Annotated in this window: 16 protein-coding genes; 10 read left to right on the top strand and 6 right to left on the bottom strand. The window is 44.8% G+C overall.

Translation table 11 applies throughout. The annotated features are described in order from the left end of the window. The 4 genes from BLD48_RS04320 to BLD48_RS04305 all read right to left on the bottom strand — a co-directional run. On the bottom strand, positions 1-355 hold a 355-nt coding region (locus BLD48_RS04320), incomplete at its 3' end, for a helix-turn-helix domain-containing protein (protein WP_143082910.1). Positions 356-512: 157 nt separating this feature from the next. Next, entirely contained in the window at positions 513-1,496 is a 984-nt protein-coding gene (gene guaC, locus BLD48_RS04315; protein ID WP_071499084.1) for a GMP reductase, read from the bottom strand. A 132-nt stretch (positions 1,497-1,628) separates the two neighbouring features. After that, positions 1,629-2,150, bottom strand: a complete 522-nt coding sequence (locus BLD48_RS04310; protein ID WP_071499083.1) for an NUDIX hydrolase — start codon at positions 2,148-2,150, stop codon at positions 1,629-1,631. A gap of 78 nt (positions 2,151-2,228) precedes the next feature. Continuing rightward, the gene (locus tag BLD48_RS04305; RefSeq protein ID WP_071499082.1) at positions 2,229-2,765 is read right to left on the bottom strand and encodes a GNAT family N-acetyltransferase; all 537 of its coding nucleotides are present in this window, start codon (positions 2,763-2,765) and stop codon (positions 2,229-2,231) included. Positions 2,766-2,922: 157 nt separating this feature from the next. On the opposite strand from BLD48_RS04305, the gene BLD48_RS04300 reads away from it, so the two are divergent. The 8 genes from BLD48_RS04300 (at position 2,923) to BLD48_RS04265 (ending at position 9,034) form a co-directional block, all read left to right on the top strand. Continuing rightward, positions 2,923-3,177 carry a hypothetical protein gene (locus BLD48_RS04300; protein ID WP_026832804.1) on the top strand — a complete coding sequence of 85 codons (255 nt, stop codon included), beginning with the start codon at positions 2,923-2,925 and terminating at the stop codon, positions 3,175-3,177. A 671-nt stretch (positions 3,178-3,848) separates the two neighbouring features. Continuing rightward, complete coding sequence (locus BLD48_RS04295) at positions 3,849-4,049, top strand: cold-shock protein (RefSeq protein WP_012370557.1); 201 nt, start codon at positions 3,849-3,851, stop codon at positions 4,047-4,049. A gap of 191 nt (positions 4,050-4,240) precedes the next feature. After that, the gene (locus BLD48_RS04290) at positions 4,241-4,441 is read left to right on the top strand and encodes a cold-shock protein (protein ID WP_014970516.1); all 201 of its coding nucleotides are present in this window, start codon (positions 4,241-4,243) and stop codon (positions 4,439-4,441) included. Positions 4,442-4,643: 202 nt separating this feature from the next. After that, entirely contained in the window at positions 4,644-4,844 is a 201-nt protein-coding gene (locus BLD48_RS04285; RefSeq protein WP_014970516.1) for a cold-shock protein, read from the top strand. A gap of 90 nt (positions 4,845-4,934) precedes the next feature. Continuing rightward, on the top strand, positions 4,935-5,321 hold the full coding sequence (locus BLD48_RS04280; RefSeq protein ID WP_071499081.1) for a nuclear transport factor 2 family protein: 387 nt from the start codon (positions 4,935-4,937) through the stop codon (positions 5,319-5,321). A 272-nt stretch (positions 5,322-5,593) separates the two neighbouring features. Continuing rightward, on the top strand, positions 5,594-6,658 hold the full coding sequence (gene serC, locus BLD48_RS04275) for a 3-phosphoserine/phosphohydroxythreonine transaminase (protein WP_071499080.1): 1,065 nt from the start codon (positions 5,594-5,596) through the stop codon (positions 6,656-6,658). After that, positions 6,659-7,816 (top strand): phosphoglycerate dehydrogenase, encoded by a 1,158-nt coding sequence (locus tag BLD48_RS04270; protein ID WP_071499079.1) that lies wholly within the window; start codon positions 6,659-6,661, stop codon positions 7,814-7,816. Between the two features lie 12 nt (positions 7,817-7,828). Further along, positions 7,829-9,034 carry a DUF1015 domain-containing protein gene (locus tag BLD48_RS04265; RefSeq protein WP_071499078.1) on the top strand — a complete coding sequence of 402 codons (1,206 nt, stop codon included), beginning with the start codon at positions 7,829-7,831 and terminating at the stop codon, positions 9,032-9,034. A gap of 67 nt (positions 9,035-9,101) precedes the next feature. Here BLD48_RS04265 and BLD48_RS04260 read toward each other — a convergent pair whose 3' ends face one another. Next, entirely contained in the window at positions 9,102-10,886 is a 1,785-nt protein-coding gene (locus BLD48_RS04260; RefSeq protein ID WP_071499077.1) for a glycoside hydrolase family 13 protein, read from the bottom strand. Between the two features lie 203 nt (positions 10,887-11,089). On the opposite strand from BLD48_RS04260, the gene BLD48_RS04255 reads away from it, so the two are divergent. Beyond that, positions 11,090-11,803, top strand: coding sequence for a YebC/PmpR family DNA-binding transcriptional regulator (locus BLD48_RS04255; RefSeq protein WP_026830758.1), 714 nt, complete (start codon positions 11,090-11,092; stop codon positions 11,801-11,803). A 292-nt stretch (positions 11,804-12,095) separates the two neighbouring features. Further along, entirely contained in the window at positions 12,096-12,389 is a 294-nt protein-coding gene (locus BLD48_RS04250; RefSeq protein ID WP_071499076.1) for a hypothetical protein, read from the top strand. Positions 12,390-12,432: 43 nt separating this feature from the next. On the opposite strand, the gene BLD48_RS04245 is transcribed toward BLD48_RS04250, so the two are convergent. Continuing rightward, complete coding sequence (locus BLD48_RS04245; protein WP_071499075.1) at positions 12,433-12,711, bottom strand: hypothetical protein; 279 nt, start codon at positions 12,709-12,711, stop codon at positions 12,433-12,435. Positions 12,712-12,807 lie beyond the last annotated feature (96 nt).

Genomic DNA, 12,807 nt, shown 5'->3' with positions numbered 1-12,807 from the left:
AATCGGCCTCGACGAGGCCCATATAAATCCAACGATAAATGGTCTTGAACGAGAGTCCTTCTTCTTGGAATAATCGTCCGGCAATCTGTTCAGGGGACCACGTCTCCCGTAACTTTTCGAGGATGCGGACTCCTTTTTCGAGCGTAAACTTCGTCCGTGCACCGCACTTCTTTTTTCGCTCCACATAACGCTGGTCGGCATGGGAAGAATCATAGTAAGGATTTCGTTTCAATTCTCGTGAAATCGTAGAAGGTTGACGCCCCAGGCGTCCAGCAATCTTTCGGACAGAGAAACCTAGCTCGAGATACGTCTCTATTTTGACTCTTTCTGATGTGGTAAGATGAACATAGCTCATAACGAATCCTCCGTTGAATTTTGTGTGGTAACTCTATTCTACACGAGGCCGTTATGGGTTTTTTTGTGTTTTCAGCTAGGTGTTGCACTTAATATTACAATTCGTCAAAGCAAAAAAAAACGAAGCAAGACCTTTGAAAGATCTCACTCCGCTATTTTTAATACACTTTATCTCCATTGAAAATCGAATTTTTGACGACCACATAATCAACAGTTCGGATAGCTTGCAGTTTGTTGCCGCCTGCATAAGAAATCGAGGACTGTAAATCTTGCTCCATCTCAATCAATGTATCAGACAGAATGCCTTTATGTTCAACAAACATTTTTTTTCCTTCAACGTTCTTCTTTTCACCTTTTTGAAACTCGGATGCTGATCCAAAGTATTCTTTGACACGTAGTCCATCGACTTCATGTGTCTCCCCCGGTGACTCTTCATGCCCTGCGAATAATGAACCGATCATGACCATCGTCGCCCCAAATCGGACTGATTTTGCGATATCACCGTGGGTCCGGATTCCTCCATCTGCGATGATTGGTTTACTGGCGGCCTTTGCGCACCATCTCAGGGCTGCCAGTTGCCAGCCTCCCGTACCAAATCCCGTTTTAATTTTCGTAATACACACTTTCCCTGGACCAATCCCAACTTTTGTCGCGTCTGCTCCGGCGTGTTCCAATTCACGAACCGCTTCCGGTGTGCCGACGTTTCCAGCAATAACAAAACTGTCCGGTAACAGCAGTTTGATATGTTGGATCATCCGAATGACCGCTTCCGAATGACCATGAGCGATGTCAATCGTGATGTATTCCGGCGTCAAGCCTTCTTGTGCCAACGTCTCGACGAATGTATATTCTTCCGCTTTTACGCCAACACTGATTGATGCAATCAAATGGCGTTTTTGCATCGACTGAACAAAATCGAGTCGTGTTTCGGGCTCGAAACGGTGCATGATGTAAAAGTAACCGTTCTCTGCCAAATAAGTCGCAATTTTTTCGTCAATGATCGTCTGCATATTGGCCGGAACGACCGGTAACTTAAAACGTCGTCCACCAAACTCAACCGTCGTATCACATTCCGACCGGCTTCCTACGATTGATTTTGCAGGAATTAATTGAATATCTTCATAATCAAATACTACATCCATCACTAGCACCCCAAATAACGAATATTTTTTGTTAATTAAATAGTAACGTTCGTACTTGGATACTATATCGAACATTAGGAAGCTTGTCAAAATAAAATCACCAAAAAGCATATTTTTCTATTAAAAAACCTTTTAATGTTCGTCTTTTACAGAGTGTTCCATCTTTAATTGATCAATCCATGCTTCTTCCCATTCAAAAAAGCTACTTTCCGTTCCTGTTTCAAAAATATGTTCTGGATAAGGAAGCGCTAAGGGTGGACGATCTTTCCTGTCGAAATAACACAGTTGTTTGGATTCTCCGTCAATCGCTGTTAACGTTCCTTCCAACACTTCACAAGCAAAAATAAAGGCGATATACTCCACCTGGTTTTGATCCGGGTAGGTCAGGCGAAACGCCTCTCCTCCAAAACAGCCGATTAGGCGGATCGGACGGACAATCAATCCAGTTTCTTCATATACTTCGCGGATTACCGCTTTTGCCGGCGGCTCGCCCGGTTCGATTGCGCCCGCCGGAAGGCTCCAGAACGGACCTCCCGGATCTTGGAACAAGATTCGTCCCGATGCATCGCGGATGATTGCACCGACAGATGGCGTGAACAACAATTGATTTCCTGTTTTTTGACGCAGATTCTGGTAATAAGTCGACATGGGCATGAATCATTCTCCTTTGACAATCCTGATGTATGGCTAAAAGACTGTGCTCGAGCGTTTCTCCTCATTCGAGTTCTTCTTTTAATCGAGTTCTTCTTTTAATAGTGCAAACAATACGAAGTCTTCCCAGGCACCGTTAATGAACAAACTCTTTTTTGCGACCCCTTCCTGTCTGAATCCTACTTTTTCCAAGACGCGGATCGATCCGATATTCTCAGGCATGACTTCGGCCCGCAAACGGTGGAACTGGTATTCATCGAACAAGAGACGCACAGCTTGGCGCACGGCATTCGACATAATGCCCTGCCCGTTATACTGCTGATCAAGTTGATACCCGATCATACACGTCTCTGCCGGGAAACGTTCGACGAACGCCGCAGACACTTCTCCGACCAGTTGATTCGTTTCTGTTAAAAATATCCCGAACGCATACGAACGGTCTGCTCTTTGGTTCTCCTCCAACTGTTGAATTCGCTCAAGTTGTTTCGGTAGCGTATAGGTATCTTTTAGGGGTTTGACCGGCATCCAATATTCAAAATGCCCTTGGTTTCGAACGCTGAGATCCAGCAATGCCAGTGCGTCTTCTTTCTTATACACACGTAAATAAATCGAACTCATGGCGTCATTCTCCTTCTTTGCGACTAACGTATTCCTTAAATATCTTAATATCAAAGAGTTAAGGTGTTTGATATTTTTTTTATCGGGAAAATTACAACAACAAACAAGTAACAAAGTGTTTACAAAACAAGATGTAAACGACTACAAGGAGGAGAGCATGCGAACTGATGAAGAGTTATTCCAACAAATCGAACTAAAAAATAGATACGCTCTCGAATTGTTATATGACCGGTATGAAAAATCGTTATATTTGTTATTAACACGAATGTTGTCCGATGAACGGCGCATTCAACTTACTCTAAAACAAATTTTCCATGATGTCTGGACAAATCCTAAACGATACGCATCGATTCACGGCTATTTAATCAGTGCAGTGAAACAAGTCAGGTCTCAACGCGAACCGGTCGGATAAGCGATTGACGGAATCCTTTTACTTAGATTTATCAAAATCAGACGAGAATACGCCCACTTCTAAACGTTCAGGGCGAAGCCCTAGTGTAAGTGGGGGATGAATCGTCTTCGGTCTTCCTACGCGTCAATTGTCCGACATTCTTGGTTTGAAAACAATCAAAATCAGGAATAAACCAAGTGTCATGTTCTTTGAAAACTGAAGATATAGGGTTGTGACAGGAAGTTCGTATGTCACGTAAAATCTTCAACGTTCACCTTGCAGATGACCGAAGTAGCGAAAACCAAGCAGAGTAGGCATCCGCGCAAAAGAAACAGGCAAGATTAACTTTCAACCGTCAGGACGACGGGGTTAGCCTGATAAGGTTTCGATCGGTAGGTCGAATAACTCAGGAATCCTCCACCTCTAAGCAAAACGTAGGTGGAGATAGTTCAAGTATTCGGACCACGAGACGCCAATTCCTTTTAACGCTCCATTACTTAAAGGATTCTGATAAATTTTAGGCGAGATATTTTTTTTGTTGTTTATTACTTCCTTTTTCTTAGAGACCATGTTATATTATTAAGTAATTATTGTTGTTCGGTGGAGATACAAAGTGTTTCACTTTAACTCGATGAAATTGATCACGGTAGTAATAATCAGTGTGGCTCAGTCACACGCAGGAGGCAACACACATGGAACAAGGTAAAGTGAAATGGTTTAACGCAGAAAAAGGTTTTGGCTTCATCGAACGTGAAAGCGGCGACGACGTTTTCGTTCACTTCTCAGCTATTCAAACAGACGGTTTCAAATCACTTGACGAAGGTCAAGAAGTTTCGTTTGAAGTTGAAGAAGGCCAACGCGGACCACAAGCAACTAACGTTACTAAACTTTAATTTTCTTAAGAGGAAGCGCAGCTGCGTTTCCTCTTTTTTAATCTCCCCTATCTTTTCCAGACCGGACATGGTATATTATTAAGTAATTATTGTTGTTCGGTGGAGATATGAAGGTTACACTTTTGACTCGATGAAATTGATCACGGTAGTAATAATCAGTATGACTCAGTCATGCGCAGGAGGCAACACACATGGAACAAGGTAAAGTGAAATGGTTTAACGCAGAAAAAGGTTTTGGCTTCATCGAACGTGAAAGCGGCGACGACGTTTTCGTTCACTTCTCAGCTATTCAAACAGACGGTTTCAAATCACTTGACGAAGGTCAAGAAGTTTCGTTTGAAGTTGAAGAAGGCCAACGCGGACCGCAAGCAACTAACGTTTCTAAACTTTAATTTTCCTGAGAGGATCCGCAGCCGCGGATCCTCTTTTTTAATTCTTTTTTAATCTCCCCTATCTTTTTCAGACCGGACATGGTATATTATTAAGTAATTATTGTTGTTCGGTGGAGATATGAAGGTTACACTTTTGACTCGATGAAATTGATCACGGTAGTAATAATCAGTATGACTCAGTCATGCGCAGGAGGCAACACACATGGAACAAGGTAAAGTGAAATGGTTTAACGCAGAAAAAGGTTTTGGCTTCATCGAACGTGAAAGCGGCGACGACGTTTTCGTTCACTTCTCAGCTATTCAAACAGACGGTTTCAAATCACTTGACGAAGGTCAAGAAGTTTCGTTTGAAGTTGAAGAAGGCCAACGCGGACCGCAAGCAACTAACGTTTCTAAACTTTAATTTTCCGAGACTCTGCTGTTGCAGAGTCTTTTTTTGTTTCTGTTTCTTTTTGAGCCATTCCCCTACCAAAAGACTGAAAGGATGATTTAGATGGAACCACCAACTAAACATATACAGTTGCAAACACTCCTTACAAACCGGCATGATTACTTGATGCAAGGGAACCGGCAAGCGATGAATCAACTGTTATCGGACCATTTTTCTTTTATTGATGGACAAGGGCGTCAATTTGATGCCGAGACGTACCTCGATCATTATGTTGATTTAAATCAAATCAAATGGATCGACCAGACAAACGAATCTATGGTCGTCGAAGTATTTGAAACAACTGCACTTGTGCAAGAAATAGTAGAAGACACCTTTTCGTATGGTCATACCTCATACGTCGGTCGTTTTCGGAGTGTCTCCTTGTACCACTGGACAACAAAAGGCTGGAAATGGCATTTCAATCAACTGACACCACTCGATCCCTCCTGAAACCTTCAGCAATTACTTATCAGACAGTATGCGCGGCTTAGATCTCGGATCAGCATCTCATGAAGATGGCTGGTCCTATTTTCTTTACGCTCCATTACCCTTCCTTAACTTAAGCTAAATCAGAGAATTCATTAAAACACTTGATTATAACATCGTTTGAACATCGCCCTCCTGCATCACGCCTTCCGCTCAAAAGACATTTGATTAACTGTTTTCATTCCGTTACACTTTAGTTGTGAATATTTTCTGAAAATTGTTGTAGGAGGAATGATATGACTGTTTTTAATTTTTCTGCTGGTCCCGCCGTATTACCGGTTCCGGTGTTACTTAAAGCCCAATCTGAGCTGTTGAATTATCGAGGATCCGGTCAATCCGTCTTGGAGCTAAGTCATCGTTCCGTTCTATTTGAAACTATCCTAAACGAGACAGAATCTTTGCTCCGCGAGCTGCTGGAAGTGCCGGACGACTATCATGTTTTATTTTTACAAGGTGGCGCCACGCTCCAGTTTTCCATGTTACCGCTCAATTTGGCGACAAATCGTCATCTCATCGACTTCATTGATACGGGTAGCTGGTCCCAAAAAGCGATTCAAGATGCACAAGCGTATGCAACGACACGGATCATCGCCTCATCTGCGTCTGATGGATACCGTTCGATCCCGACTGAGCCAGTTACCTCTGACGCCGACTATCTGCATATCACGTGGAACAATACACTCGAAGGAACGACTTACACCCATGTACCACAAGTCAACGTTCCTTTAGTGGCAGACTTTTCCTCTTCCATCTTGTCTGAACCCATCGATATCAGTCAGTTCGATTTGATTTATGCAGGTGCCCAAAAAAATTTGGGATCGGCAGGGATGACGCTTGTCATCATCAAAAATGACCTTCTCCAACGAACACCGGCATTGTTAGGCTCCTATTTGCGTTATGACACACATGCTACACATCATTCTCTCTACAATACACCGCCAACGTATAGTATCTATTTAACAAAACTTGTTCTCGAATGGATTAAAGAGCAAGGGTTTGAGACGGTCGTTCAACGAAACCGCCGACAAGCCGCTACTCTCTATACGTATTTGGATCAATCGACGTTGTTCTCAAACGCTGTCGCCATAACGGATCGTAGTCGTATGAACATCCCGTTCTCGACGGGGCAAGCTGACTTGGATGAACAGTTTCTAAAGTTTGCGGAACGCAATCAGCTCGTCAATCTCAAAGGACATCGTTCCGTTGGTGGCATGCGTGCCAGTCTTTACAATGCCATGCCAACCTCCGGAGTCGACGCCCTTCTAGATGCCTTACACCGATTTGAACAGGGGGAACGCTAAATGTATCACGTACAACTTTGGAATGACGTCTCTGACAAAGGTTTAAAACGATTTACCGATCAGTACCTCGTCAAGCATGAGATCGAAGCGCCGGATGCGTTTCTTGTTCGGAGCAAAGATCTACACGGAATGAAATTTAATGAATCCTTAAAAGCGGTCGCCCGGGCTGGTGTAGGAGTCAATAACATCCCACTCGACCAATTGGCGAATCGGGGAATTCCCGTCTTCTCGACACCCGGCGCCAATGCAAATGCCGTAAAAGAGTTGGTCATCGCCAGTCTGTTCTTGACCGCCCGTAAACTGATTCCAAGCATTTTATGGACCAATAATCTGCGGGGGCCCGATATCCCAGAGCGGATTGAAGCAAACAAAAAACAGTTTGCCGGTACAGAACTGCTCGGCAAACGGATTGGGATCGTCGGTCTTGGGGCGATTGGGGCGAGCTTAGCCAATACGTTACACGAGCTTGGGATGACGGTTTCTGGATATGATCCACACATGTCTGTCGAATCGGCCTGGCGTGTGTCCAATCAAGTCCATCGTGTCACGAATCTAGAAGAGTTGCTTGCGACGAGCGACTATATCACCTTGCACCTCCCTTTGATTGATGCGACGCACCATCTGCTCGACGAACGCTTACTGTCCAAGATTAAACAAGGAGCGACGTTACTCAACTTTTCCCGGGGTGAACTGATTGACGAACACGCCTTGGCAACGGTCTTAAAGTCCGGTCGCTTAGCCAATTACGTGACCGACTTCCCGAACGCATTCATCCTGTCACTGCCGCGTGTCACCCCGCTCCCACATATCGGAGCTTCGACCGGCGAAGCAGAAGAAAACTGTGCCATCATGGCGGTCGATCAGCTTAAACTATTTTTGGAGACCGGTAACATCCGCAATTCCGTCAATTTCCCGTCGGTCGAACTTCCCTACTCTGGGAAACGCCGGATTACGATTGCCCATCAAAATATTCCGAACATGGTCGGGCAGATTGCTTCCGTCCTCGCGACGGAACAAATCAACATCGCAAACATGATCAATGGCAGTAAAGGTGGCATCGCCTATACGATCATCGACATCGATAACCATTTGGATGAAACGATCTCATTACGCCAGTTGGACTTCATTCCTGGTGTTTTAAAAACACGACTACTTTAAGGAGCGTTGATTATGCCTACTTTTGAACCATTCCATGCGTTACGTCCCGAACCTAAATACGCGGAAGCGTTCTCCTCTCTCCCTTATGACGTCTTTAATCGGGCGGAAGGACGCGCAGAAGTCCGACGTCGTCCTTTATCTTTTTTACGGATGGATAAAGCCGAAGTGACGTTACCTGACTTCATCGATGACCACGATCCGCGCGTCTATCAACAAGCGGCTCTTCACTTTAAAGAAGCCATCGAACGCCATATCCTGACATTTGATGACGTAGAAAGTTATTTTCTGTACCGGCTAAGTGACGGAACACATACTCAGACTGGATTCGTCGGATGTGTCTCTGTTGCTGACTACGATCAAGGTATCATCCGGAAACATGAGTTCACGCGTCCCGACAAAGAACGAGACCGCGTTCGTCATGTCCAGTCACTGGCTGCTCATACTGGCCCGATTTTACTTGCGCACCATCCTGATCCTGAACTGGACCGCATCGTTTCCGAGCAGGACCAACAGACACCGATTTATCAATTCACGGCAGAAGACGGCATCGAACATACGATTTTCAAGATTACAGAACGCGCCGCGATGATGACGATTGGCAGCCAGTTCGCTCGTCATGATCATCTGTATATTGCAGACGGTCATCACCGGGCAGAAGCCGCTTCTCAAGTCGCTCGGTTAAATCATCATGAAGACGCCGGTTTATTCCTTGCCGTTTCGTTTTCGAGTGATCAATTGAACATCCAGGGATACCATCGTGTCGTTGAAGATTTATATGGTCAATCCGTTGACGAGTTATTGACACGGATCAGCAGTCGTTTCACGATTATACCCGGTCGAGCGACGGAAACGAAACCACATCGGTTTGAAATGTATGTCAAACAAAACTGGTATACACTTGATTATGAAAAAGAACGTCCATCCGTCAAGGAGAATCTGGATGTCACGATTTTACAAGATGAAGTGCTGACCCCTTTCCTCGGCATCGAAGACCCACGGACCGATTCTCGGATTCAGTTTGTCGGGGGTATCCGAGGCTATGCCGGACTCGAACAGCTTGTCGATCAAGGCACGATGGCCGTTGCCTTTCATTTGCATCCGACAAGTTTAACGGAGTTGATGACCGTCGCCGATGCTCATGAAGTCATGCCGCCCAAATCAACTTGGTTTGAACCTAAATTGAGAAGTGGTTTATTGATTCATCCGTTTTTCAAATGAATACTCGTTGAAACTCAAAAAAAGCATCCGTCATGGGAAGATCCCTGAACGGATGCTTTTCGTTTGTTCATGAAGATTGTACTTGAAGTATCTTTCCAGATACAGGAGGAACGACAACCGTTTTTGCAGACGGACGGTCTTCTAACAAATCAATCGTCGGTTCGTCGAAGGTAAAGTCGACGGCTTCCGGTCCGTTATTAAACAAAATCAAATACGTTGCCTGATTGGTCCGGCGACGGATGACAAAACTGGCCGTTTCATCGTTTAACCGTTCGAATTGATACGTCCCTGCATTGGCAAGACCGGGGTGTTGTTTCCGTAGACCAATCAAACGTTTGACATACGCCAGCAGTGCCGTATCCTGCTCCGCCGGGTCCCAGACCATACACTTTCGGTTATCCGGATCTTGACCACCCGTCAGACCAATTTCATCACCGTAATAAATGACCGGACTTCCCGTGAACGTCAACAGAGACAACATCAGCAATTTCATCCGTTCGTGGTTCCCGTTCGCTCGTGTCAAGGCGCGCGGGGTGTCGTGCGAATCGACTAAATTGAACATCACCTCGTTGACATTCATCGTATTCCCGTTGTGATTTCGAACGATTGCATGACTAAATTCAGAAGCGGTACTGTCGTTTGTCGCAAAGAATGTCAGAAACGCTTCCGTCAGTCCATAATTCATGACGGCATCAAATTGATCACCAAGCAACCATTCCTGAGAATCCGTCCAACACTCCCCAACGATATAGGCTTCCGGATTGGCAGTGCGGACCTCGGTCCGGAACTCACGCCAAAACGCATGATCGACCTCACTTGCTACATCGAGTCGCCAACCGTCGACCTGAAACTCTTCGACCCAGTATCGTCCGACCTTCAATAAATAGTCTTTGACGTCCGGATGGGCTGTATTTAATTTAGGCATGTTTGGTTCGAAGGCAAACACTTCATAGTTTGGTTCTGGCGTCGTTTGAATCGGGAATTCGTCAACCATGAACCAATTGGCGTATTTTGAATTTTTCCCATATTTCATGACATCTTGAAACGCTGGATGATCGACGCTGACATGGTTAAAGACGGCGTCAAGCAGAATACGGATCTCATTGTCATGGAGCAACTGGACCATTTCTCGGAACGTCTCTTCTGTCCCGAAACTCGGATCCAATCGTAAGTAATCAAGCGTATCGTATTTATGGTTAGAAGGTGCCACGAAAATCGGACAGAAATAAATGCCTGTGACCCCAAGAGCCTTCAAGTAGTCAATATGATCAATCACCCCTTGAAAGTCACCACCAAAATGATTATCAAAGGCAGGGGCTTCCGCTCCCCAAGCAATCGTTCCAGGTCGATCATTTTCGGGATCACCGTTCGCAAACCGATCCGGGAAGATTTGATACCAAACCGTGTCCTTTACCCACTCAGGTGCGTCAAACACATCCACCGCATTGATATACGGAACGGCAAAATAATATCCGGGATGATCGAGTGGCAATTCGTCATACCAACCACGCTCCGTATAGACGGCAGACGTTTCACCCGCATTGACTTTGAATCCATAACGGACACGTTTTTTCGCCGGTTTAATGGCCACGAACCAATAATCATGGGTCGCATCCGATCCGGAGAACGTCATCTCCGTCGTCGTCGTTTTCCAGAACTTCTCTTTGTTTGGATCGAAATTCCAGTCACGGTCTTCTTCTTTTTCCGCGTCCCATTCATACGGATCCCCATGGACCAACTCGACACGATCCAAATCTCCTTTGGCGGACATCAAACGGATGTGGACGGTCTCCTGATCATACTTATACACATATGGCGACAAGGCACGGTGGAATACTGCTGCTCTGTTCATCTCTCTTCACCCTTCCAAACACTAGATTTCATCTCCTGTTACTTCCCAATTTCCGACTACCTGTAAACGTCAATCTTGAAAAAACACTACTGCCCTCACCTTTTCAGTTCAGAAATCAACAACTTATGAGGTATACTGAGAAGGCAGAGGGAACCAGCAAGTTCCTAACTAAATCGAAGTCATGTGAAAGCGAGTGGATTCTGATGGGTCGTAAATGGAATAATATTAAAGAAAAAAAGGCGTCGAAAGACAAAAACACAAGCCGGGTTTATGCTAAATTCGGTCGCGAAATTTATGTGGCTGCCAAACAAGGCGAACCGGATCCTGAATCGAATCAGGCGCTAAAGGTTGTCCTCGAGCGGGCTAAAACATACAGTGTTCCACGGGCAATCGTCGATCGGGCGATTGAAAAAGCAAAAGGTGGCGCTGAAGAGAACTTTGATGTGTTGCGTTATGAAGGATTTGGTCCAAGTGGCTCGATGGTCATCGTCGAGACGTTGACGAATAATGTCAACCGGACTGCTTCTGATGTACGTGCTGCTTTTGGAAAAAACGGCGGGAACATGGGTGTCAGTGGATCCGTTGCGTATATGTTTGACGCGACAGCCATTTTTGCCTTCGAAGGGAAAACGGCCGACGATATTCTTGAGTTGATGATGGAAGCCGATCTGGATGTCCGTGATATTTTAGAGGAAGACGAGTCGGTCATCATCTATGCGGAACCAGAACAGTTCCATGCCGTTCAAGAATGCTTAAAAGAAGCCGGTATCACAGAATTTTCAGTTGCGGAACTCGTGATGCTTGCTCAAAACGAAGTCACATTATCAGAAGAAGACGTCCAACAGTTTGAAAAAATGATTGATGCATTAGAAGATCTGGAAGATGTCCAACAGGTATACCATAACGTCGAATTATGACGTCTTACATTTAGGCAAAGTTCTTTATTCGAACTTTGCCTTTTTTGATGTCTTCATGAAAAAAAGAGCTCGTCCGCTCTTTTTTGTAAGTGTTCCAGCTGACGCCTAGCTGTATGACCAGTCACGCGCTGTCTAATTGTACGATAAACTATGGAACGCGTTTCATAACAACAAAAGAAAAGATTTTTTTAAAAGGTTTGATTCTTCTATAAAATGGGAAAAGAGATATTCGATACCGATTGGTGATTGATCGTTAGGTCACATGCGCTTTTTCACATAAGGAGGAACTTGTATGTCTTACTCATTGATAGAAACCTTTAAACGAATCGTAAGCGAAGCAAATCGCTTTACCCGAGTTGATTTTGGTGGTTACGATATTTATATGCAAACGAACGATGGACGAACGATTACAGCTAAAATCCGCTTTGACGGTGGGGGACAGGATCAAAATGAAGCCTACCTGCTGCTTGAATCAAGCACAGGTCATAGCCGCATGACGACTCTTACCCTGCATCAATTTGAGCACCTGTCTTCCTACACGGCACACAGCGAGCGTATTCAGGCGCTTGTATCGACGAGTGCCTGAACCCGTTTACAGAACAACACGCCCTCACATGAGAGCGTGTTTTTTATTGATTTTCTTCTTTTTCTAATCGTTCCAGTTCCGCATGTGTTTGTGGGAAACCATTGGCTTGCCAGTCTGCACGATGAATCGAATCCAGTTGCGTCAGACCCACTTCCGTTTCATCCGTCTTGGCATCGATACTTGGACGTTGATCGAGTTCAGCTGAATGACTGACGTCCTGGTCCTGAGCATTCGAGCAACTTTGTTTATACCGCTGAATCGCTAACACGGATACAGCAACTATTCCACCGACGATTAATCCTTGTTTAAATGTTTTTCTCATGACGACACCTCTATTTACTGGATTTTTATACTTGAATGCTTTTCCCTTAAACTCCATCAGGTAATCAACATGACTCTAAAAATATTTTTTTGAAAT

The sequence above is a fragment of the Exiguobacterium sp. KRL4 genome (assembly GCF_001870785.1).
Classification (GTDB): domain Bacteria; phylum Bacillota; class Bacilli; order Exiguobacteriales; family Exiguobacteriaceae; genus Exiguobacterium_A.
The sequence above is the reverse complement of the archived record's forward strand: the minus strand, read 5'-3'. Positions and strand labels throughout refer to the sequence as shown.

What these genes read in the sequence shown, in the direction of transcription:
- guaC (WP_071499084.1), bottom strand. Translation starts at nt 1,496, where the DNA reads ATGGATGTAGTATTTGATTATGAAGATATTCAATTAATTCCTGCAAAA.
- BLD48_RS04310 (WP_071499083.1), bottom strand. Translation starts at nt 2,150, where the DNA reads ATGCCCATGTCGACTTATTACCAGAATCTGCGTCAAAAAACAGGAAAT.
- BLD48_RS04305 (WP_071499082.1), bottom strand. Translation starts at nt 2,765, where the DNA reads ATGAGTTCGATTTATTTACGTGTGTATAAGAAAGAAGACGCACTGGCA.
- BLD48_RS04300 (WP_026832804.1), top strand. Translation starts at nt 2,923, where the DNA reads ATGCGAACTGATGAAGAGTTATTCCAACAAATCGAACTAAAAAATAGA.
- BLD48_RS04295 (WP_012370557.1), top strand. Translation starts at nt 3,849, where the DNA reads ATGGAACAAGGTAAAGTGAAATGGTTTAACGCAGAAAAAGGTTTTGGC.
- BLD48_RS04290 (WP_014970516.1), top strand. Translation starts at nt 4,241, where the DNA reads ATGGAACAAGGTAAAGTGAAATGGTTTAACGCAGAAAAAGGTTTTGGC.
- BLD48_RS04285 (WP_014970516.1), top strand. Translation starts at nt 4,644, where the DNA reads ATGGAACAAGGTAAAGTGAAATGGTTTAACGCAGAAAAAGGTTTTGGC.
- BLD48_RS04280 (WP_071499081.1), top strand. Translation starts at nt 4,935, where the DNA reads ATGGAACCACCAACTAAACATATACAGTTGCAAACACTCCTTACAAAC.
- serC (WP_071499080.1), top strand. Translation starts at nt 5,594, where the DNA reads ATGACTGTTTTTAATTTTTCTGCTGGTCCCGCCGTATTACCGGTTCCG.
- BLD48_RS04270 (WP_071499079.1), top strand. Translation starts at nt 6,659, where the DNA reads ATGTATCACGTACAACTTTGGAATGACGTCTCTGACAAAGGTTTAAAA.
- BLD48_RS04265 (WP_071499078.1), top strand. Translation starts at nt 7,829, where the DNA reads ATGCCTACTTTTGAACCATTCCATGCGTTACGTCCCGAACCTAAATAC.
- BLD48_RS04260 (WP_071499077.1), bottom strand. Translation starts at nt 10,886, where the DNA reads ATGAACAGAGCAGCAGTATTCCACCGTGCCTTGTCGCCATATGTGTAT.
- BLD48_RS04255 (WP_026830758.1), top strand. Translation starts at nt 11,090, where the DNA reads ATGGGTCGTAAATGGAATAATATTAAAGAAAAAAAGGCGTCGAAAGAC.
- BLD48_RS04250 (WP_071499076.1), top strand. Translation starts at nt 12,096, where the DNA reads ATGTCTTACTCATTGATAGAAACCTTTAAACGAATCGTAAGCGAAGCA.
- BLD48_RS04245 (WP_071499075.1), bottom strand. Translation starts at nt 12,711, where the DNA reads ATGAGAAAAACATTTAAACAAGGATTAATCGTCGGTGGAATAGTTGCT.